Source organism: Desulfovibrio inopinatus DSM 10711 (assembly GCF_000429305.1).
Taxonomy (GTDB): domain Bacteria; phylum Desulfobacterota; class Desulfovibrionia; order Desulfovibrionales; family Desulfovibrionaceae; genus Alteridesulfovibrio; species Alteridesulfovibrio inopinatus.
Window position 1 is genome coordinate 158,863 of the sequence record NZ_KE386879.1, and the last position, 22,241, is coordinate 181,103.

19 protein-coding genes are annotated in these 22,241 nt (G+C 48.3%); 17 read left to right on the forward strand and 2 right to left on the reverse strand.

Annotated features, from left to right (window positions below):
* Nucleotides 1-22: 22 nt before the first annotated feature.
* From argS to G451_RS31310, 7 genes are all read left to right on the forward strand, one after another.
* Complete coding sequence (gene argS, locus G451_RS0123215) at nt 23-1,684, forward strand: arginine--tRNA ligase (protein WP_027186118.1); 1,662 nt, start codon at nt 23-25, stop codon at nt 1,682-1,684.
* Nucleotides 1,685-1,715: 31 nt separating this feature from the next.
* Nucleotides 1,716-2,405 (forward strand): SPOR domain-containing protein, encoded by a 690-nt coding sequence (locus tag G451_RS0123220; protein WP_027186119.1) that lies wholly within the window; start codon nt 1,716-1,718, stop codon nt 2,403-2,405.
* Between the two features lie 37 nt (nt 2,406-2,442).
* Complete coding sequence (locus G451_RS0123225; RefSeq protein WP_027186120.1) at nt 2,443-2,994, forward strand: pyruvoyl-dependent arginine decarboxylase; 552 nt, start codon at nt 2,443-2,445, stop codon at nt 2,992-2,994.
* Between the two features lie 13 nt (nt 2,995-3,007).
* Nucleotides 3,008-3,652, forward strand: a complete 645-nt coding sequence (gene nth, locus G451_RS0123230) for an endonuclease III (protein WP_027186121.1) — start codon at nt 3,008-3,010, stop codon at nt 3,650-3,652.
* A gap of 11 nt (nt 3,653-3,663) precedes the next feature.
* The gene (tgt, locus tag G451_RS0123235) at nt 3,664-4,791 is read left to right on the forward strand and encodes a tRNA guanosine(34) transglycosylase Tgt (protein ID WP_027186122.1); all 1,128 of its coding nucleotides are present in this window, start codon (nt 3,664-3,666) and stop codon (nt 4,789-4,791) included.
* A 134-nt stretch (nt 4,792-4,925) separates the two neighbouring features.
* A complete protein-coding gene (locus tag G451_RS0123240) occupies nt 4,926-6,275 on the forward strand; it encodes a deoxyribodipyrimidine photo-lyase (protein WP_027186123.1) in 1,350 nt (449 codons plus the stop codon).
* A gap of 31 nt (nt 6,276-6,306) precedes the next feature.
* Complete coding sequence (locus G451_RS31310) at nt 6,307-7,794, forward strand: HD domain-containing phosphohydrolase (protein ID WP_051261832.1); 1,488 nt, start codon at nt 6,307-6,309, stop codon at nt 7,792-7,794.
* A gap of 42 nt (nt 7,795-7,836) precedes the next feature.
* Here G451_RS31310 and G451_RS0123250 read toward each other — a convergent pair whose 3' ends face one another.
* Complete coding sequence (locus G451_RS0123250) at nt 7,837-9,174, reverse strand: ArsB/NhaD family transporter (RefSeq protein ID WP_027186124.1); 1,338 nt, start codon at nt 9,172-9,174, stop codon at nt 7,837-7,839.
* 254 nt (nt 9,175-9,428) lie between these two features.
* Here G451_RS0123250 and G451_RS0123255 point away from each other — a divergent pair, with 254 nt between their 5' ends.
* From G451_RS0123255 to G451_RS0123300, 10 genes are all read left to right on the forward strand, one after another.
* Nucleotides 9,429-11,462 (forward strand): thioredoxin domain-containing protein, encoded by a 2,034-nt coding sequence (locus tag G451_RS0123255; protein WP_027186125.1) that lies wholly within the window; start codon nt 9,429-9,431, stop codon nt 11,460-11,462.
* 131 nt (nt 11,463-11,593) lie between these two features.
* Complete coding sequence (gene umuD, locus G451_RS0123260; RefSeq protein ID WP_425387527.1) at nt 11,594-12,058, forward strand: translesion error-prone DNA polymerase V autoproteolytic subunit; 465 nt, start codon at nt 11,594-11,596, stop codon at nt 12,056-12,058.
* A 4-nt stretch (nt 12,059-12,062) separates the two neighbouring features.
* Nucleotides 12,063-13,433, forward strand: a complete 1,371-nt coding sequence (locus G451_RS31315) for a Y-family DNA polymerase (protein ID WP_051261833.1) — start codon at nt 12,063-12,065, stop codon at nt 13,431-13,433.
* A 72-nt stretch (nt 13,434-13,505) separates the two neighbouring features.
* Nucleotides 13,506-14,021, forward strand: a complete 516-nt coding sequence (locus G451_RS0123270) for a type 1 glutamine amidotransferase domain-containing protein (RefSeq protein WP_027186127.1) — start codon at nt 13,506-13,508, stop codon at nt 14,019-14,021.
* Nucleotides 14,022-14,081: 60 nt separating this feature from the next.
* Complete coding sequence (locus G451_RS0123275) at nt 14,082-15,002, forward strand: DUF362 domain-containing protein (RefSeq protein WP_027186128.1); 921 nt, start codon at nt 14,082-14,084, stop codon at nt 15,000-15,002.
* A 54-nt stretch (nt 15,003-15,056) separates the two neighbouring features.
* A complete protein-coding gene (gene hypF / locus G451_RS0123280; protein ID WP_027186129.1) occupies nt 15,057-17,414 on the forward strand; it encodes a carbamoyltransferase HypF in 2,358 nt (785 codons plus the stop codon).
* Nucleotides 17,415-17,651: 237 nt separating this feature from the next.
* Nucleotides 17,652-18,359: a LexA family transcriptional regulator gene (locus tag G451_RS0123285; protein ID WP_027186130.1), complete on the forward strand. Its 708-nt coding sequence runs from the start codon at nt 17,652-17,654 to the stop codon at nt 18,357-18,359.
* A 523-nt stretch (nt 18,360-18,882) separates the two neighbouring features.
* On the forward strand, nt 18,883-19,557 hold the full coding sequence (locus tag G451_RS0123290) for a LexA family transcriptional regulator (protein ID WP_027186131.1): 675 nt from the start codon (nt 18,883-18,885) through the stop codon (nt 19,555-19,557).
* Between the two features lie 109 nt (nt 19,558-19,666).
* Nucleotides 19,667-20,527 carry a 3-methyl-2-oxobutanoate hydroxymethyltransferase gene (panB, locus tag G451_RS31320; protein WP_051261834.1) on the forward strand — a complete coding sequence of 287 codons (861 nt, stop codon included), beginning with the start codon at nt 19,667-19,669 and terminating at the stop codon, nt 20,525-20,527.
* Nucleotides 20,517-21,434 (forward strand): tetratricopeptide repeat protein, encoded by a 918-nt coding sequence (locus G451_RS0123300; protein WP_027186132.1) that lies wholly within the window; start codon nt 20,517-20,519, stop codon nt 21,432-21,434. Before panB ends, G451_RS0123300 begins: the two co-directional genes overlap by 11 nt.
* A 43-nt stretch (nt 21,435-21,477) precedes the next feature.
* On the opposite strand, the gene G451_RS0123305 is transcribed toward G451_RS0123300, so the two are convergent.
* Nucleotides 21,478-22,227 (reverse strand): LysM peptidoglycan-binding domain-containing protein, encoded by a 750-nt coding sequence (locus G451_RS0123305; RefSeq protein WP_027186133.1) that lies wholly within the window; start codon nt 22,225-22,227, stop codon nt 21,478-21,480.
* Between the last annotated feature and the right edge of the window lie 14 nt (nt 22,228-22,241).

Below are 22,241 nucleotides of genomic sequence, written 5' to 3' on the forward strand. Positions count from 1 at the left end.
ATCGCGATAAGGAGCATGTTTCATGCGCGCACGCATGCATTTTCAAGAAGCCCTGAGCGGCGTTCTTTCGGGTATGGGTGTGGCTTGGCCTGAGAAAACAGTTATTGAGCCACCCAAAGATAAAAAATTCGGCGATCTCGCTTGTAATGTCGCCATGATGTCGGCCAAAGCGCTGGGCAAAAAACCGCGTGAGGTCGCTGAGACCATTCGGGAAAAATTACTTGAAGCCGATACGGACAATGTTTTTTCCGCCATTGAAGTTGCCGGCCCCGGCTTTCTGAACGTGACCTATTCCACATTGTTCTGGCAACGCCAGATTCAAGTGGTTCTTGATGCAGCGGATAACTTTGGACAATGTAATTTGGGACAGGGACGGAAAGTCCAGGTTGAATTTGTTTCAGCCAACCCCACTGGCCCGTTGCACATTGGACACGGTCGCGGAGCTGCCGTCGGTGACAGCCTTGCTCGAATTTTGCGCAAAGCCGGTTTCGACGTTGAAACGGAATACTATATTAATGACGCTGGTCGTCAGATGAGCATTCTCGGGCTTTCCACCTTTACCCGATTACAGCAACTTTTCGGAAAAGATGTGCAACTGCCCGAAGATTGCTACAAAGGTGATTACATCATCGATTTGGCTCGTGAAGTGAAAGAGCAACACGGAGACGCATTGCTCTCCATGCCTGAAGAGGAAGTCGTAGAAATCTGCCAACAGCATGCCATGACAAGTATTCTCGATGGTATCAAGTTGGATTTGGAAACGTTTCGCGTACAGCACGACATCTGGTTTTCTGAAAAAAGCCTTGTTGATGCGGGTAAAGTCGAAAAGACCTTATCCGACATGCAAGCGAATGGCTTGGCCTTTGAAAAAGATGGTGCGCTGTGGTTTGACACAGAACGCTACGGAGACGACAAGAATCGTGTCTTGCGCAAGTCTTCAGGAGATTTGACATACTTTGCTTCCGATATCGCCTATCATGACGATAAATATCGTCGTGGGTTCGATCTTGTTGTCGACATATGGGGAGCAGACCACCACGGTTATGTTCCGCGTATGAAAGCGGCTGTACAAGCTTTGGGAAGAAAACCTGAAGACCTCGACGTCATTTTGGTGCAGCTTGTCAATTTGCTCCGTGCGGGCAAACAGGTGGCCATGTCAACGCGTTCAGGTGAATTCGAAACTTTGGCCGATGTCTGTACGGAAGTCGGTGTCGATGCTGCCCGCTTCATGTTTTTATCCAGAAAAAGCGACAGTCATCTCGATTTTGATCTTGAGTTGGCTAAAGAACGATCCATGGACAATCCCGTCTATTACGTGCAATACGCACATGCGAGAATTTGTTCGCTCAAAGCCAAAGCGGCAGAGCAGGGTGTAACGCCGGGGCAAGCTGATATGGCGACTCTGGCCGGCCTTGATACGGAAGCCGATCTTGACATGTTGCGTCTGCTTGACCAATTTCCCGACACGGTTGAATCAGCGGCGAAAAGTCTCGGTGTTCATCAGATAGGGTTCTATCTGCGAGAAGTGGCAAGTAGCCTGCATCGGTATTATACGCTGAACCCCGTACTCGCGGCGGGAGAAGCCACTCTTGTTGCATCGCGTCTGATGTTACTTGATGCTGTGGCTCAGGTGTTGCGCAATGGGCTTGATCTTATGGGAGTGAGCGCGCCCGATCGTATGTAATGTTTATAACCAGCAGGAAAACAGGTGGCCAATGAAGATCTTCAGTCGACTCAATATGTCGCAACCGGACAATGGTCCGAGAAAATTCTCCATTGAACTCACCATGTCCGGCCTGGTGTCCATTGCCGTGGTGGTTGTTCTCGGGGTGGCCTGGGTCTTTATTTTGGGAGTTCTGGTCGGTCGTGGATATAAACCCGAGAAAGCCGTTCCTGAACTTGCCCAAATACTTCCAACGACGGAAAGTTCGGAAAGTTTAGGCTCGGCATCAAGTCCGGAAGTGCTCAAACCGGAAGAACTTGGATTTATGGAGAGTCTGCGTGATAAAGGTGACGTAGACGGCCCGGCCGTCAGCCAAGCTCCGGCCGTTGCACTGACCCCGGAACCCGCAAAACCCCTGGTCGTAAAGCCGAAACCAACGCCGACGCCTGCCCCCCGAGTGGAAGAGCCGCGAAAGCCTGCCGTTGTTGAAACACCAGTTCAAGACGAACGATATTCGATTACGTATCAAGTGGCATCATTCTACGAGAAAAATCGGGCAAACACGTTCTTGTCGCAAATCTCCAAAAAAGGCGTGACGGGAAGAATTGAAAATGCTCAGGTTAAAGGCAAACCTGTGTTCCGCATTATTGTTACTTTATCTGGAAGCATGTCCGATATCGAAGCCAAATTGGATGCTATAGGCGTTAAAAAGCCAATGCAAAGGAAGAAAACGAAGTTGTAGCTCTACACGACATCATTGCAGTTGGAGGAACCCCAGCATGATTGAATCCTTCGTTCCCTCGAAGGCCTTTTTTACGAAAGGCGTTGGTGTACACAAGAACAAGTTGCAGTCATTTGAACTGGCGCTTCGTGATGCCAGCATCGAGAAACTCAATCTCGTTTATGTGTCGAGTATCTTTCCCCCAAATTGCGAGCTTCTTCCTGTCGAAAAGGGTGTTACGTACCTCAAGCCCGGGCAGATCGCTTTTTGCGTCATGGCTCGCAATGCCACCAACGAAAAAAATCGTCTGGTTGGCTCGGCTGTGGGGATGGCCTTTCCGGCAAGCAAAGACAACTATGGCTATATCTCCGAACACACCGCATTCGGTGCAGAAGAAAAAGAAATCGGTGATTTTGCCGAAGACTTGGCCTCCACGATGTTGGCAACAACGTTAGGCGTCGATTTCGATCCGGAAACGGCCTATGACGAACGCCGCCAGATTTATCTCATGAGCGGAAAAATTATTGACTCCTTGTCCAAACCATGTGTGGCGACAGGAGTTGCAGATCAATGGACCACCACGATTTCGGCGGTGGTGTTCATCTTGTAGTTTCGTGTCAAAAATATCGCTAAAAAAACGCGCCGGTGCAGTCGTGGAAAGGCTTTCCAAGCTGTACCCCGACCCTGTATCGGCGCTTGACTTTACAACCCCATGGCAACTGCTGGTGGCAACTGTTCTGGCTGCCCAGTGCACCGATGCACGTGTCAACACTGTAACCCCGGTGTTGTTTGAGCGCTGGCCTGACCCTGAAGCGTTGGCTGATGCCAGAACTCCCGATCTGGAAGAAGTAATTCACTCAACCGGCTTCTTCCGACAAAAAGCGAAGAACCTCATTGCCTCGGCCAATCGTATTACCCATGAACTGGGTGGAGAACTCCCGCGTGACATGGCTGGCCTGACATCTCTTCCTGGTGTGGCGCGAAAAACCGCTAATATTGTATTGTCCAATGCGTTTGGTATTCACGAAGGCATTGCCGTTGATACGCATGTGAAACGCCTGTCGAATCGACTCGGTCTGACGGTTTCAGACAATCCTATCGTTATTGAAAAAGATCTTATCCCCCTGGTCGCCCAAGAACACTGGGGAGATTTCAATCATTATCTTGTCCTTCATGGCCGAAACGTCTGCAAGGCGCGTTCGCCACAATGTCCAGATTGCGTTCTGGATAATATCTGCCCCAAGGTCGGTGTTTCCCGACAAGCCTAATGGAGTTTACAGTGTCCGAAATTGGAACCTTTACCATCCACACGACCGATGGCAAGGCGCGACGCGCATCACTGACGACAGCTCGCGGAGTATTGGAAACCCCGGTCTTCATGCCTGTCGGTACGGCAGCCACAGTGAAAAGTCTTGCTCCATGGGAACTCCATGATGCCGGCGCACAGATCATTCTTGGTAATACATATCATCTCTACCTCCGCCCGGGAGACGAGCGAATAGCCCGACTCGGAGGATTGCATAAATTTATGGACTGGGACAAGCCGATTTTGACGGATAGTGGAGGATTCCAAGTCTTCAGCCTCTCGGCATTGCGTAAGATTGAATCCGAGGGAGTCGCGTTCCAATCTCATATTGATGGATCACATCATTTTTTCTCGCCGGAAAAAGTCATTGCCATCCAAAACAACCTTGGTTCCGACATTATGATGGTGCTCGATGAGTGCGTCCCGTATGGCGCCGATTATGATTACACCGCCAAGTCTCTCACTCTAACGACGGATTGGGCCAAACGGAGCCGATTGGCGTATCCGAAAGGTAGTGGGAAGCAACTTATGTTCGGTATCGTCCAGGGAGGATTTTATCCTGAGCTACGCCGACAAAGCGCAGAAGAGCTCAAGGAAATAGACTTTGATGGATTTGCCTTGGGAGGGCTGAGCGTCGGGGAATCCACAGAAGAAATGTACGCAATGCTTGCCGCCAGTGCACCTTTTCTCCCTGAATCCATGCCAAGATATCTTATGGGTGTCGGAAAACCTGAAGACATCCTTGAAGGAGTGGCCAACGGTATCGACATGTTCGACTGTGTATTACCAACACGAAATGCTCGTAATGGTACGCTGTATACGTGGCATGGGAAGGTCAATATTAAACGAGCCGAATTTGCTGATGATGAGAGTCCACTTGATCCCGAATGTTCATGTCCGTGCTGTCGTCGATTTTCACGTGCCTATTTACGACATCTGTATATTGCGAGAGAGTTGCTCTCATATCGCTTAAATACCATACATAACGTGCATTTCTTCCTTGAGTTAATGACACGAACACGTCAGGCGATTGAGGAAGGGCGTTTTGATGCATTCAAAACAGAGATGGTAAGCCGCTTATCTGCTCCATATCAACGATAATTTTTTGCTGGACGCGATATATTCTGGTTTTTCTCTTGGTGAATGCCGGTTCCTAGGGTAGGATGAAGTCAAACTTTGAACCGGCAGCTGCACCATAAAATTGGGGGCATAGCCGTCTTGGTGTTAGGGGCACTATGTCTGTCAACGAAAAACGAATCAGATACCTCAACAAAACGTCGAAATCTGGCGGTCCGATTCTATATTGGATGAGCCGGGATCAACGGATACGAGATAATTGGGCCTTTGTCCTTGCCTTTCAGCTTGCGTGTTCCCGACAATCTCCCTTTGCTGTTGTATTTACGCTGACTCCCCATTTTCTTGGCGCTGGTTTACGTCAATACCAGTTCATGATGGATGGGCTCTGTGAGGTTGAAACGGAACTGGCCGACCTCGGTATTGGCTTTTGGCTCCACATCGGTGAACCAGCAGCGACGATTGTTGAGGTGGTACATCAGTGCCGTGCCGGGTCGGTGGTGACGGATTTCGATCCACTCCACATTAAACGCCAATGGAAACAGGAATTATGCCGAGAGACCAACGTTGAAGTTCTTGAGGTTGATGCGCATAATATTGTTCCGGCATGGGAAACATCAAGCAAACTTGAATTCGCTGCACGCACAATACGCCCGAAAATACACCGCTTGCTTCCTGAGTTTTTGGAACCCTTTTCCGCGCTGGAGCCTCTTCCGACGAAATTTCGTCTCGACGTGCCCAAAGTAGATTGGGATATCACCCGAAAAGCAGTGAATATTGAGACAGTTTCTCGTTCTGAAGAATATATCATTCCAGGAGGGCAGGCGGGGCACAATGCCCTGGCCCAATGTGTTGAATCCAAGCTGATCGGCTATGATACGCGCCGCAATGATCCGTTGACCGATGGACAGTCCGGTCTGTCTCCATATTTTCACTTCGGTCAACTTGCCCCTCAGCGAGCAGCTTTGGATGTAATGTCAGCCAAGCATATTCCTGAAAACGATAAACAAGCGTTTCTTGAAGAACTCATTGTCCGCCGAGAGCTGTCCGATAATTTTTGTCTCTATCAATCTTCTTACGATACCATTGACGGAGCTCCAGACTGGGCTCACAAAACACTTGATGCACACCGTAATGATGCGCGGTCGGCAACATACACCTTTGCTGAGTTCGAATCGGCGCAGACACACAGCTCGTTATGGAATGCTGCACAGTCCGAAATGGTAAAGGCTGGTAAAATGCATGGATACATGCGTATGTATTGGGCAAAAAAAATTCTTGAGTGGACTCCGTCTCCTGAAATTGCCATTGATATAGCGTTACGCCTCAATGATACATACCAACTTGATGGACGGGATCCAAATGGAGTTACCGGCGTCATGTGGTCAATATGTGGTGTGCATGATCGAGCATTCAAGGAACGGCCAATATTTGGAAAAATCAGATACATGAACGAAGCGGGATGTCGACGCAAATTCGATGTAGATGGTTATATCGCACGATGGACATAGCCGATTTCCGTATTGATTCTTGAGGTGAACGATGCGTGCAACTATTCTATATTCCTTTTCTTTTTTTGTTATACTTGTGCTCAGCCGTCAAATGAGTCCGGATATTTCGTCCCTGAACATTACAGAATGGGGACTTCCATTGGCTATTGCACTGGGAGGCGTATTCCTTCTGCGTCGATATCTCCAAGCGGTATATGTTGAGATCGCATCATTATCAAAACGAGGTCGCCGACAATTCATTATGGAATGGGCTCTCTTCATGACAGCAGGTATTCTTGTTGGTGCATATGGATCTTTGATATTCCATTTTGATATATTGAGTTCCCTCTCTGTGCTGCTCGCTTTTACTGTTGTTGGATTTTTCGTCTCAGCGGATCTTGCATTGCAACGAGAACGCCTCTTGGGAGAAGAAGCAATACGTGACAACAGCGTATGTTTTGATGAGCAGAGATGTTTTTCTTTAACACGTCAGCTCGTGTTCATGACCATTGCATGTGCCATATTGCTGGCAGCGATTCTCTATTGTATTTTTATTCAGGATATTCAATGGATTCTCGCCGAAGGCCCTCTCCATATTGAACAGATTCGTTCCGATATATTTATCGAAATAGGATTTACTATCGCTTTGTTGCTCGTTTTTCTCGTCACTATAGTCATATCCTATTCACACAATCTGAAGATATTCCTCGGCTATCAGGATACCGTTCTTCATGCTGTCGGTGAAGGAAATCTCACCGCACGGGTTCCCGTGGCCCGATGTGATGACTTTGGACGCATGGCCATAAAAACCAATAAAATGGTCGAAAGCCTGCAAGTGCGCACTGCCGAATTGCATCGTACACAAGATATTACAATTATTACGCTTGCCGCTTTAGCCGAATCACGCGATTCGGAAACGAGTGGACACATTCTACGTACGCAATACTATGTCAAAGCCATTGCTGAACACTTACGCTGTTCTTCTCGATACGCCGACTTTCTTAACGAGAAGACGATTGAGCAACTGTATAAATCGTCTCCATTACATGATATTGGGAAAGTTGGTGTATCCGATCGTATTCTCCTCAAACCCGGACGCCTGACATTCGAAGAATTTGAAGAAATAAAGCAACATACTAGTTATGGCCGAGATGCCATCGCACGTACGGAGAAGTACATACAGGGGAATTCGCTTTTACGGTTTGCCAAAGAAATTGCGTATACTCACCACGAGCGCTTTGATGGGACAGGTTATCCTCAAGGCTTGAAAGGAGACGAAATTCCATTATCAGGCCGCATTATGGCGTTGGCCGACGTATTCGATGCCTTGATCAGCCGACGTGTTTACAAACCGGCATTTCCGTTTATCGAAGCGAAAAAAATTATCGTAGAAGGCCGAGGAGAGCAGTTTGATCCCGATATCGTTGACGCCTTTCTTGCTCTACAAGATCGATTTCGCCAGATCGCCTTTGAGTTCGCTGATTCCGACTATGATAGGAATTTACTTTTAGATGACGAGATGAAAAGCAGTTGCGGATAGATGCCGTAACGCCGGACACCCACCCGCAACCCTTCTGTATTCTTACCACTGCAGAACGTAGTAGCGCAGATAGATATATATCGTAGCAAGGATAATCGTCAGGAGCATCACGGGAGCACCGTATTTAAAGAAACGTATAAATGTAATTTTATGACCGGCTTTTTCACTTAATCCCACCACAATGACGTTGGCTGACGCACCAATAGCCGATCCATTACCGCCCAAACATGCTCCAAGTGCAAGCGACCACCAAACGGGTTCCATGGCTGCACTCCGTAATATCTCCGAACCAGGCGCAAGATTCGTTACGCCAAAAACTTTCCCTGCCATATCAATTAAAAGAGGGTTGATTGTCGCAACAAACGGAATGTTGTCGACAATAGCCGAAGCAATGGATGAGAACCACACCATAACCAAGGACAGTGTCATCATATTATCTTTGGATGGGTTCGTCAGGGTAATCATCTTGTCCGACATCATCTCGATGAGACCGACCTTGACCGTTGCACCAATAATGATGAATAGCCCCATGAAGAAAAAAAGTGTCGGCCATTCAATGGATGAAAGTACTTCTTCCGGATCTTGGCCGGAAATAAAGAGCAAAAGTCCGGCTCCGGCCAGTGCGACAGTCGCGGCTTCATAATGGAGTGCGCCGTGACAGATAAAACCAAGAATTGTAAGTCCGAGAACGATAAGACTTTTGACAAGAAGTTTTTTATCACGAATGAGTTCGGATTCATCAAGAGAAAGGATGCGTTGGCGTTTTTCTTCATCCACTGTGAGCACGTTGCGAAAAATTAACGCCCATAGAGCAAGCCAGATGATCATAATAATGATAATAATCGGGGCGAGATGAAGAATAAAATCGACAAACTCAAACCCCGCCTTGGACGCAATCATAATATTGGGTGGATCACCGATCAACGTGGCTGTGCCGCCGATATTGGACGCCAAAGCCTCGGTAATGAGAAACGGGACGGGATCAACTTCAAGTTGTTCGGCGATAAGGAGCGTGACGGGAGCCAATAAAAGCACTGTCGTCACATTGTCGAGAAACGCCGAGCCAATCGCAGTGACCACAGCAAAAATAACCATGATAGCAACAGGTCGCCCCCGACTCAATTTCGCGGCTTTAACGGCAAGAAATTCGAACACACCAGTTTTGGTCATAATATTGACAATGACCATCATGGAAATCAAAAGGAAAATGACGTTCCAGTCCACGCCCATTTCAACATCGCGGAGGGCTTGATCCTGGGTGAGAATTTTGGAGATGAGAACAAGGCCGGCCCCAAGCAGGGCAACTTTGGTCTTGTGGACCTTTTCGCTGACAATGAGCGCATAGGAGATGACAAAAATCAGCGTAGCAAGTGTGAACACGATGTCCTCCACAAAAAACCGGTCGCACAAATTGGATCGGAAGAGAGTTACGCACAAGGCCAGAACAGGGGAAACAGACGGCTTTGCGCTTGATTTGAGTGTCTGCTAGGAGCTTGTATTCCCTCTGTTCAAGAACGGCAAGAAATGGCTTCTATCGGAATAATGGAAGAGGTTCTTTTGTGTCCTTGGGGCTCCCCCGATGTGCCTTCGGCTTTGCCCAAAGGGAAACCTTCAGCTCGAAAATGGAATGCACCATGAACGCTAAGCCCAACCGGCTTTTACATGAACACAGTCCCTATCTTCAGCAACACGCCTCAAACCCTGTTGACTGGTATCCCTGGGGAGAAGAGGCTTTTGCCAAAGCAAAGGCAGAAGACAAACCGATTTTCTTGTCCATCGGCTATTCCACCTGTCACTGGTGTCATGTCATGGCGCACGAGTCTTTTGAAGATCCGGTTGTATCGACATTGCTCAATGACGGCTTTGTCAACATCAAGGTAGACCGCGAAGAACGCCCTGATATCGATAACCTCTATATGACCGTCTGCCATGCGACGATCGGACGTGGGGGATGGCCACTGACCGTGTTGCTCACCCCGGATAAAAAACCGTTTTTTGCAGGAACCTATATTCCGAAGAAAAGTCGACAGGGCTTGATGGGACTCTATGATTTTCTTCCCAAAGTCATTGATGCCTGGAAGAAAACCCGAGCTGAATTGGTCGAAACGAGTGAAAAGCTTGTTGCACACGTCAAACGTGTTGAGGAGACCGCAGCCGAAACAGGGGAACTCGACGCGCATGCTACCCAAACGGCGCAAGAGCAACTGACGGAACAATTCGATAGCGACTTCGGTGGGTTCGGATCAGCTCCCAAATTTCCATCCCCGCACACCTTGCTGTTTCTTTTGCGCCGGTTTGCTGCCACTGGTGATGCGAAGGCGTTTGATATGGTAACGCGAACGCTTGTCGGTATGCGTATGGGTGGAGTCTATGACCATCTTGGTTATGGTTTTCATCGATACAGTACTGATCGGTATTGGTTTTTGCCGCATTTTGAAAAAATGCTGTATGACCAAGCGCTGATTGCTATGACGTGTACCGAAGCTTTTGCCATCACAAAAGGTGAGCTTTTTCGACAAACGGCAAACGAAATCTTCGAGTACGTAGAGCGGGACATGACTTCACCGAACGGCGCATTCTATAGCGCCGAGGATGCGGATAGCGAAGGCGAAGAAGGAAAATTTTACGTCTTTACCCGCGACGAAATCGAATCGGTCCTTGGCAAAGACGAAGCAGACCTGTTTGCCGAGGCCTATGGCTTTGAAGATGGTGGCAACTTTGCAGAAGAAGCGTCTGGCGAGAAAACCGGGTCAAATATTTTGCATCTTCCCAAACCGCTTGCCGCATTGGCGGAAGAGCGGGGCGAAGAGCTGGAGTCCATACGAAGTCGATTAACCGTGGCGAGGCAGGCTCTTTTTGCCTTTCGCGAGAAACGTGTCCATCCCCACAAAGATGACAAAATTCTCACGGATTGGAATGGCTTGATGATTGCTGCATTGGCTCAAGCTGGTCGCGTGTTTGAGAACTCAACGTTGACCGACCGAGCGGCCCGGGCGGCACAGTTCTTCCTGAATACGATGCGAAACGAAGATGGCACGTTGTTGCATCGCTATCGTGAAGGGCAAGCTGGCATCGATGCGACGCTGATAGATTATGCCTATTTGACCTGGGGACTTATCGAACTGCACCAAGCGACTTTGGACCATGCGTGGCTTGACGCTGCGCTTGATTTGACACGTATTATCCTGAAAGATTTTCTTGATACTGAAGTTGGGGGATTCTTTCTGACATCTCATTCGGCAGAGGAGCTGTTCGCACGGCAGAAGGATATCTACGATGGGGCCTTGCCCTCGGGGAATGCCGTCAGTTGCCAGAATTTGCTTCGACTTTCTCGTCTTACCGGCAATACGGAGTTTGATCAGACAGCTTCCGAGATTATGAAGGCCTTTGCTGGAACCGTCATCAAACAACCCATGGGATTTACGCACTTGCTTTCCGCAGTTTTGTTCGCCATCGGTCCAAGTACGGAAATTCATTTGCAGGGCACCATTGGTGACGAGAAATTTGAAGCCTTACGCCGTGTTGTTGCGACGACCTACGCCCCTTTCACCACTATCGCCTTTGAAGAAGCCAGCGAACCCCAAGCCGGGCTTTGCCGAGGAGGCGCATGTCAACCTCCGGTCCATGACGCCCAAACCCTTACGGCTTTGATGTCGTCATCACAGTAAATCAAAAACACTGGCTGTCTTTGGAGGGGGGATCCTTCTCCCCCTCCAAAGACAGCGTGACACAAACGCATCGAGAAAAATAATGCAATGTCCCCGGTGATTCTTGCGAACACCGTTGCACAAGAGGAAGTATGAAGCGTTCTGCGGACAAATTTGTTCAGGCGTTATCACGAGCTGGTATGGAAGCGTTTGGATTCGAAAAACGTTGCGAACACGATTTTCCTCTTTTTCTGGCAACTGTCCCGGCTGGATTTCCTTCACCAGCCGACGATTACATCGATAGGAAACTCGACCTCAACGAATATCTCGTCACCCATCCCGCCGCGACATTTTTCGTGCGCGTCTATGGTGATTCCATGGTGGACGCAAATATCACCACCGGGGATATTCTCATTGTCGACCGGGCCATTGAACCAACCAGCGGACGTATTGTGATTGCTATTCTTGACGGTGAACTCACCGTCAAACGGTTGCTCAAAAAAAACGGGAGACTCTTTCTCGTACCGGAAAATTCATTGTTTTCTCGGGTAGAAATCACCCCGGAATTGGATTTCGAGATATGGGGTGTGGTCACGTATATCATTTACAAGGCGTAAAACGATGAAACCGGCAGTATCTTCCCGGAAAAATTCTCAATCGCCGGAACGTGTTTTTGCCCTTGTGGATTGCAATAATTTTTATGTCTCATGTGAACGAGTTTTTGCGCCGAAACTGCGAGGAAAACCGGTTGTTGTCTTATCCAACAACGATGGGTGCATCGTAGCCCGATCTGAAGAAGCCAAACGTTTGGGCATCGGCATGGGACAGCCGGCTTTCCAGTGCAAGCAACTCTTTTCCACACACGATGTCGCTGTATTTTCGTCTAACTATGCTTTGTATGGAGACATGTCCGCTCGGGTTATGACAACTCTCGGTCGGTTTTCTCCCAATGTCGAAGTCTATTCCATTGATGAAGCATTTCTTGACCTGGCAGGGATCCGGCATCGCGATCGCCACTGTCGAAAGCTTTGCGCCCTCATCCGACAATGGACAGGTATCCCGGTCTCCATCGGCATTGGCCCGACAAAAACATTGGCTAAAATCGCCAGCCGCATCGTGAAGAAACAACCAGGATTTCAAGGAGTACTTGATCTTACCTGTCATCAGGACTGTGACGCTTTGCTTCAGTCTATAAGGGTAGACGAAATATGGGGTATCGGTCGACGGTATGGCACGATGTTACGCCGTTTCGGCGTCTTTACGGCCTATGATTTCAAGCGGCTTGATCGTGAATTTGTGCGTCGGCATATGTCCGTAACAGGCCTTCATACATTACTCGAATTACGTGCTATTCCCTGTATTGACCTGGAGCATGCACCACCTCCTAAAAAATCGATCATGGTATCGCGTTCCTTCGGACGTCGTGTGACACATCTTGAGGATATGCGTGAAGCTGTTGCCAGTTACACGACGCGGGCTGCGAATAAACTTCGTCAACAAGCTTGTGTTGCTTCTACGGTTCTTGTCTTTGTGCAGACGAATCGATTTATCGAAGGAGAACCCCAGTATGCGGCATCATTATCTCAATTTCTGCCCGAGGCAACAAGCCACACCCCGGTATTGATTCAAACGGCAACGGAACTTTTGAAAAAATTATTCAAGCCTGGTTTGCGATACAAGAAAGCGGGCGTCCTTCTTGGAGGTCTCGAACCAGAGGGATGCCAACAGAAAAGTCTCCTCAGTTTAGGGCACGAGGAGAAGCATGAGAAAAGCAAAGCGCTCATGCATGCCGTTGACACGGCAAATGCCAAATGGGGACGCAATACCCTTTCCTTTGCATCGGCCGGATTCGAACAGGACTGGAAAATGCGTCAAGGAAAGCGGTCTCCCCAGTTCACCACGGTCTGGTCTGAAATTCCGACTGTTAAAGCCTCGTTTTCTGGCGATCGCCAAACAATACCCTGCGCATTGCATGGGGCGTTGCATAATTGATCCTTTTTCGGCATATACTGGACGATGAAAATCTTCATGTAACCGACGTTATGTCAAAAGGAGTAGCTCCCCATGAATAATAAAGCTCTTATCGTTTCGGCCGATGGATTCGAAGACTCGGAACTGCTTTATCCGTATTATCGTTTGAGAGAAGCTGGATTCGAGGTCGATATTGCCGCCCCTGCAAAAGGGAGTATCACCGGAAAAAAAGGCTACGAAGTGCAGGCCAATCTCGCTTTAAGCGACGTGGACACGGCTGGCTCGTGTGGGTACAAAGCCCTTGTACTTCCTGGCGGAAAGGCCCCGGCAGCCTTACGTGAAATGAAAGAAGCGATTGATATTGTGACCGACTTCGCCAGTAGCGGTATTCCTATTGCCGCTATTTGCCACGGTCCTCAATTACTTGTTTCAGCCAGATTGCTTGCCGGAAAAAAAGCCACTTGTTACGCGAGTGTTGCCGAAGAACTCAAGGGAGCCGGAGCGCTGTACGAGGATAGCGAAGTCGTTGTGGATCATACGCTTATCACGTCGCGCAAACCCGACGACCTTCCTGCCTTTTCCAGGGAGCTTATGAAACAAATCCTGTAGGCCGTTTGATCCGAACGCGGTCACGGGCAAACATGCGGTCCGGACCGCGTTCAAAAAACAATGCCAATCGCCGTTTCACTGTGTTCCGTTGTTCATTATACCGAGCACCACCTTGACGATACTATAGCCCGCCTTCTGGAACATTCAGCCGGATTTCCGACCCCGGGGACGCGGGTACTTGTAAAACCCAATCTTGTCGGTCCGTACAATACCGGATTGTCCTGCACACATCCGGCTATAGTGCGATCAGTTTGTCGTATTCTTCTCGATTGTGGAGCCCGTATAGAAGTGGGGGACTCACCGGCCTTCGGTTCTGCTAAGGTTATTGCCCGGCTCTGTGGATTATCTAAAGCGTTGGCAGATCTTCCCGTCAAATTGGTCAACTTCAGTTCAGGAGAGAAACGTCCGTTGACCCTTGGCGGCCATGTCACCATTGCGAAACCAGCTCTTGAAACCGACGTGGTTGTCAATGTTCCGAAAGTGAAGGCGCATACACAAATGTTTCTCACCCTGGCCGTAAAAAATCTCTTCGGTTGTGTCGTTGGCTTCCGTAAAGCCTTGGCTCATCAAACACTTGGTGATGAAGACAATCGATTTGAGAGCATGCTTGTCGATGTCATGCTTGCCTTACCTCGTACGGTGAACCTCATTGACGGTATCCAGGCCATGCACGTCACGGGTCCGGCCAAAGGAGTTGCTTATTCCCTGGGATTGCTTGCCGCCTCTGCCGATGCTGTCGCTATGGATACAGCATTGTACAAGATATTGGGGGCACATCCCAATCACGTTCCGATATGGCAAGAATGCCGTGCCCGTGGTTTTGCAGGGGCGATACCTGACGACCTTGTGTATCCGATGTCTTCACCAGTAGATTTTGATGCTAGCGGGTTTCGCCTGCCAGAAAAAACAACTCCTGTCGCCTTTGCACCAGCTCGCTTCCTTATCGGCCGAATAAAAAGCCTGTACTTCAAATGGCGTTGAAGTATCGTCGTTACACTCGAAAAAGATCGTCATTTTCTGGGATTGGGAAGGAATATGAGCACAATGATTCGGATGCGACATGTGGTCACTGGCCAGGTTCAAGGCGTGGGATTCCGACCATTTATCTATCGCCTTGCTCTCGACCACTGTTTGACGGGATTTGTCTGTAATACTCCTGACGGAGTCGTCATCGAAGTGCAGGGAGAACCTGCGTCAATCGCCTCCTTTGAGCGGGATTTACCGCAACGTTTGCCGCCGTTGGCGCATATCATTGAACATACAAGCGAGCCGGTTGAAGTGCGTGACAAAGACGAGGCATTTGTCATTCATGCCAGTGTCGCGGGCGAAGGACATCGTGTTCTCGTGAGTCCGGATATTGCGACATGTCCGGATTGCCTTGCCGATATGCGCGACGAGAAAAATCGCCGGTTAGCCTATCCATTTACCAACTGCACCAATTGTGGACCTCGCTACACGATCACACGATCCATTCCGTATGATCGAGAGAGCACATCCATGGCGTGCTTTCCACTGTGTCCAGATTGCCGCAACGAATATGAAAACCCGCTGGATCGCCGGTTCCATGCTCAACCAAATGCCTGTCCAGTCTGTGGGCCCCAGGTTTGGCTTGCAGACCATCGTGGAGAAACAATCGTCCACGATAATGCAGCTCTTGTCGAACTGGCATTAGCGCTCTGCAAAGGTGTTGTTGCCGCTATTAAAGGACTGGGGGGATTCCATCTTGCTGTCGATGCAAGAAACGATACCGCAGTGTCCGTCTTGCGGCAGCGTAAAAAACGACCAGCCAAACCACTAGCCATTATGGTGGCCAGCCTGGATGTCGCACACGAAGTGGCTCACATTTCACATGAAGAAGAGGCCATCTTGACGGGACGAGAGCGCCCGGTTGTTCTATTGCGCAAACGCGCGGATGCTGAAATATCGACGCATGTCGCTCCACATACACCGTACATTGGAGTCATGTTGGCGTATACTCCTCTCCACCATGCCTTGTTTTGGTGCCTGGAAAATCAAGGCGTATCCAAGCCGCCGGTACTGGTCATGACCTCTGGCAATGCGGGAGGGGAACCGATTTGCTTAGGGAATCGTGAAGCGTTGTCCCGTCTCTCCGGTTTTGCCGACCTTTTTCTCTTCCACAATCGTGATATCCTTGTACGCGTCGATGACTCCGTTACGCGTGTTGTCAAGCACTCCCTCAAAGCCAAGAGTAGGACAAAGCATGAATCGAATACTTCCGTGCAGTTTTTACGTCGTGCACGAGGGTATACGCCTTCTCCAATTTTTTTAGGTCGCTCCGGCCCAGAAGTTTTGGGACTAGGCCCCGAACTCAAAACAACAGTATGTTTCACCAAGGATAATCAAGCTTTTTTGAGTCAGCATATTGGTGACATGTCCAACCTTGAAACGTATGGATTTTATAAAGAAGTCATCGCTCATCTCCGCGATATGCTTATGGTCGAACCGCAAGCGGTTGTTTGCGATATGCACCCTGATTATTTGACGACGGCCTTTGCTCACGAACAAACCCAGTGGCCAATATTCAGATTACAACATCACTTTGCACATCTCTATGCAGTCATGGCCGAAAACGCATGCTATGATAAAGCCGTTGGTCTCTGCCTGGACGGCACCGGCTATGGTACTGACGGTACCATTTGGGGAGGAGAGTGTCTCGTTGTTGACCCTTCGAATCTGGAGCATACCCGATTTGGGCATCTCGACCATATCCGACTTCCAGGAGGAGAAGCTGCTATTCGTGAACCCTGGCGCATTGCCCGTGCTGTATTGGCTGACTCAGGAGACCACGAAGGGGAGTGGCCTTGGATGACTCAGTTCCGACAAGCGGATGCGTTTGTTCAACAGATGTTGGACCGTGATATCCGATGTCCGAAAACATCAAGTTGTGGGCGCCTCTTTGACGCTGTCTCTGCGTTGCTTGGGGTATGCTTGGAAGCAAGTTATGAGGGCCAAGCCGCCATCATGCTTGAAGCCATTCAAGAGGAACACGTTTTGAGTAACATCGGGGCATACCCATGTCCTGTAGTCCAGGGCGGAGAATATTGGCAGCTTGAAAGCCGTGTATTACTGCGAGCTGTTTTAGAAGATATCAAACATGGCGTTGCCCCATCAGTGATTAGTCGACGTTTTCACCTCGGACTTGCTGAAGGCTTGGCAGAACTGGCTTCTCTTGCGGCCCAGCAACATGGGACGTCGCTCATCGGTCTGAGCGGTGGAGTAATGCTCAATCGGACGCTACACGTTGAATTATGTCAGAGAATCAAAATCAGAAAACTGACCCCGCTTCTTCATATTCAATCCCCACCCGGTGATGGTTGCATCAGTTTAGGGCAGGCTTTGTACGGGCGATTGTGTCTCGGCAAATCAAGGTAGCCCCCCTAAAAAAACGAGGATGTCCTCGTTTTTTTTTGCCATCACTCCTACTATGAATACGATATTGACTGAAGCATATAGCAAACGCTTGATATCGTGTATACGAATAATAAAATAGTCTGGCCTTTTGTAAAAAATCAATATAAGTATTCCGTCAGACTTAAGGCCACCTATTAGATAATGACTTTAAATAGGACTTCTTGTTTTATGATCGATTTATACAGTAAGGAGGATGGTGTGACAAATTCTTGTTTTGTTTCGGATTTATTTGAAATATGCATGGAACGTATCCAGTCTACAACAAAGGCATACACCCAGGTCGAATTGGCTGAAATTCTCCACATTCGCCAATCGAGTATTTCCGATGCGAAAAAAAGAAATTCTATTCCAGCTAAATGGCTTGTAACACTTCTCCAGAAATTCAGGCTCAATCCAGACTGGGTACTTCTTGGCGAACAACCTCAGTATTTGGAGGGCACCACCGACGTTCCATCACATGAAATCGGAACTCCTAAAAGTACGTTTCCAATACATGTTCCCAAACGCATAAAGAATAAAACCGTCATTGTGCATTCCATGTCTGGCTCAGGGACCACTGGCACGCCATGGGAACAGAAGCCTGTGGAACAAATCATGATCCCGGAACACTTTTATCGACCAGATATGATTGTCATTGTTCTCGAGAGTGCTTCACTGGAACCAATTATTCGAAAAGGATCATATATCGGGATAGACCCACATCAGCAGAACATTATTTCAGGAGAACTCTATGCATTTGACTTACCAAGAGAGGGGTTAGTCATCAGAAAAGCGTATGTTCGCGAAGACGATGACAAGATTCTTTTAAGTGCGTTCAGTCAGCATTTTCAAGAACAGGCACTTCCATTTGAGTTTGGACAGCAAAGAGTTTTTGGAAGAATTGTCTGGATTCTACAAGAACTATAACGCGAGAATGACATTGAAGACTAATAAATTAAGGTGGCTGCAGTGATGTGGACCACCTTTTTTGTGAACCATATATCTACAAATTACGAATAATCATTTTGGATCTTCTTGGTTACGAGGGATATCATATTCCAGCTATGAGGAATAAGGAGTATTACTTTCCTACGAAGTTCGTGTATTGATATTATCTTCATCCCAAATAGCGAGCTCAACGCGGAAGGTTGAGACAAAATAATTGCGTTTCTTGTATCAAAAAAGACATCATTCACGGCTTAAAGAGTCGTTTTTTTGAAAAATAAATTTTTAGTATAAGCAATTCATGTCGAATTCGTTACCAAGATATTGCTTCTCATAAAATTATGACAATTCCGAAGGTCAAGTTGTTGACTTGGAACAAGAAAAGAAATATACACAAAGAAAGGGATGAACCTTGATAGTAACCATTGCCTGTTATAAGAGGGCTTATTAATATTGGTTCCCCCTCCTTTTATGATCGGCAAAATACATTTGTCTAGGAGTTTTGATGTTCAGTGATTTCGACGAGGCGATTGAGCGTATTAAAAAGGCCACAGGAACCCGCACGCAGGTCGAGTTGGCTAAAATATTGGATATCCGACAGTCCAGTATTTCCGATGCGAAACGACGTAAATCGATCCCTTCGGATTGGCTTATCAAACTGTTTCGTAGCCACGGCCTCAATCCCGATTGGATCACCTCCGGGCAAGAACCGCAGTGCCTTAAGGATGGTCTTGTTACACCAATTGCCGTAAGTGAATCAGGTGCCATTTTTGGTGCCGACCGTCCCAAGTTCAAAAATGTTGATGTGAGCGCTATGTCCGGCTTGTCCGAAGACGGCCAATGGTGCGAGCAACACATTGAATCCATTGCTATCCCTACACATTTTACGAGGAAATCGCTGCTTGTCGTCAAAATGGATGGAACATCCATGGAGCCGCTTATTCGTCATGGAGCCTATGTTGGTATTGACCGAGAAAATACTTGGCTCCGATCCGGCGAAATCTACGCGTTGTATATCCCGGTTGAGGGACTCGTCATCAAACGCGTCACTGTGGATTACGAAAGCAAGCGTATTATCCTGCATTCCCAAAATCCAGACTTGCAAGATCAATTTCTTCCGCTTGAAGGTTCACCCGAACGTGTCATCGGACGAGTTATCTGGGTTTTCCAGGAAATCTAGCTTTTTTTCTTCCCAAATATCTTTCGCGTCCCAGGGATTCGTTGTATCGATTCTCTGGGACGCGTTACTTTTTCGTGCGCCTCTGCATACAAAACAATAAAGGTTAACTATGACGCGCAAGAAGAAAACTCCACTTGATATCCTCGAAGCCAAAGAGCAGAGCCAAAAAGTCGTCATGATCACAGCATATGATTATGGGTCGGCACGACTGGTTGATGCGGCTGGAGCTGATATAATACTTGTTGGTGATTCACTGGCCATGGTTGTACTCGGTCATGAGAACACACTCTCCGTGACAATGGAAGAAATGCTTCACCATACACGTGCTGCGGCCAAAGGAGCGGGCTCGTGTATGGTTCTTGCGGACATGCCATTTCTTTCCTATCAAATCGATGCGGCTCAAGCTGTTAGGAATGCAGGCCGGTTTCTCAAAGAAGCTGGTGCATCGGCCGTCAAGTTGGAGGGAGGAGAGTCCGTTATCGATCAAGTCCGTGCCCTCGTTCGTGCAGAAATTCCTGTTGTAGGGCACCTTGGTTTGACACCGCAAAGTATCGCTCGCCTTGGTGGTTTTAAAGTCCAATCCAAAACGGCTACAGCAGCTCTCCGGCTCATTGAGGAAGCCAAAATGTTGGAAGAAGCCGGCTGCTTCGGGCTGGTCCTTGAGGCTGTTCCACGGTTCGTGGCTGCAGAGGTGACACGCCGACTTTCCATACCAACAATAGGGATTGGAGCTGGACCGGATTGCGACGGACAAGTTTTGGTTTATCATGATATCTTAGGACTTTTTGATGCCTTTCGCCCTCGGTTTGTAAAAACCTATGCTGAAGCGGGAACAATTCACCAGACTGGTCTGGCGCACTTTGCAGAAGAAGTCCGTTCCGGTGTGTTTCCTGGAGATGAACACTGTTTTGGCATGAACGAAGCAGAAAAAAATATTTTCTTCGAGAGACTCGAGCAATATGAGTTCTAAGTTCTGTCGTTTGCTGTGCTGTATTGTGTTCGTTATCGGGATCATCGGGGTATTTCCTGCGATATCCCGAGCGGCGAATATTATGGATACACTGTTTTACGGGGTTGTTGCACGACAGAATGGTGATATTGCTCGTGCTCGCATTGCTTTTTCAGAGGTCGCGGAACGAGACCCGAAAAATGCCTACGCATGGTTGCAATTAGGAATCCTCAATGCGATTGCAGGCAATACGCCCGATGCTCTCCGTTTTTTTGATCATGCCGATGCTGCTGGAGGAAAACAACTTGCGGCATTGTGGAAAGTCATGACGCTCTTCCGCAATCACGAAGAACGCGCTGCTGAGGCTGAACTGGAAAGCTTGCTTCAAGAAACGCCACAGAATGCACTGGCTGATTATTTGATGGGGCTTCTCGCTTGCCACCAGGGGCAGCCGCTTGAAGCATTGGAGTATTTCGAAAAAGCGCAAAGCCGCAATGCCCCAGGAGCTGAAATCCACTATCTGCTTGGACGTGCCTTTGAATCAATGAATATGCCGGTCAATGCACGTATGGAATATGAGACCGCCCTGGAGTACGAGCCCACTCATGCTCAGGTACTCCTCGGTTTAAGCCGCGTATTTACGCAGACTGGTGAGAAAACATTGGCAAAGCGAACCCTGGAACAACTTCTTGCGGCTGACCCGAAAAGCCCTGAAGCGGCAACGCTTCTTTCCAGAGAAGAAAGTGATAGCGCCTTTGCTGCGTGGTCAAACCATGATTTACCAACAGCCCTACGACTTTGGCGAAAAGCTTTGGAATACGATCGCCAAAATGAAGCTGCATTATATTATTTGCGTCATATCAAGACAGGGACATCATTAATAAAACCGTCCACGCCCACCCCTCAATCCGCCACATCGACCCAATAAGATAATACCGCAGAAAAACCATCAACGTCACTGCGGTCTTGTTTTAAGATTGCGGAATATGCAGCTTCGTTCCTGGACGAAGCTTCTTGGGATTCACGTCAGGATTGGCTTGAAGCAGTTTTTTCGTCGTAATTCCGTAATGTTGTGCGATTCCCCATAGCGTTTCATCTGCGCCGACGATGTGCATTTCAGGGGAAGGAGACGCCTCTTCGTCCAGCTCGATAGTTGAAGATTCTGTCGGGATATGAAGAACAGTTCCCGGACGCAGTTTCTTCGGATCAACAGTGGGATTCGCTGCTGTCAAATCGTTTACACTGACATGAAATGATTCGGCAATCCCCCAGAAGGTGTCATCGCCTTGTACCGTATAGAGGTTTTGGTCTGGGGAAGAAGCCTCTTCAGAAATTGGTGTTGTACTGGACTGATCTTCTTGAAGTTTTTGCTCGGGTTCATGCGTCACTGGAGGCGTTGCTTGCGTCAACATTTGAGGCGTTGCAGAAGGAGTGGGAGATGGCGTTTGCACTGGTGCCGGAGTCTGTGAAGCCGGAGCCGAAGAGGTCGCCTGCGGATGGAGATAGGCATCATATTCTTTCTTATCAAGTTTTCCATTTCTGTCGACATCAAGAATGGTAAACGTCCGAAACGGAAGATTCGGATCAATAAGAACAAGTTCTTCAAAAATGATTCCTTCGTCCTTATTCCTATCCACCTTCTTAAAGCTATTTTTAGGTTCAGACGAGGAGCATCCCGAAAGGACACAAAGTAAGGCCAACAGAGGGATGATATATTTCATAGTAGGCTCATTCT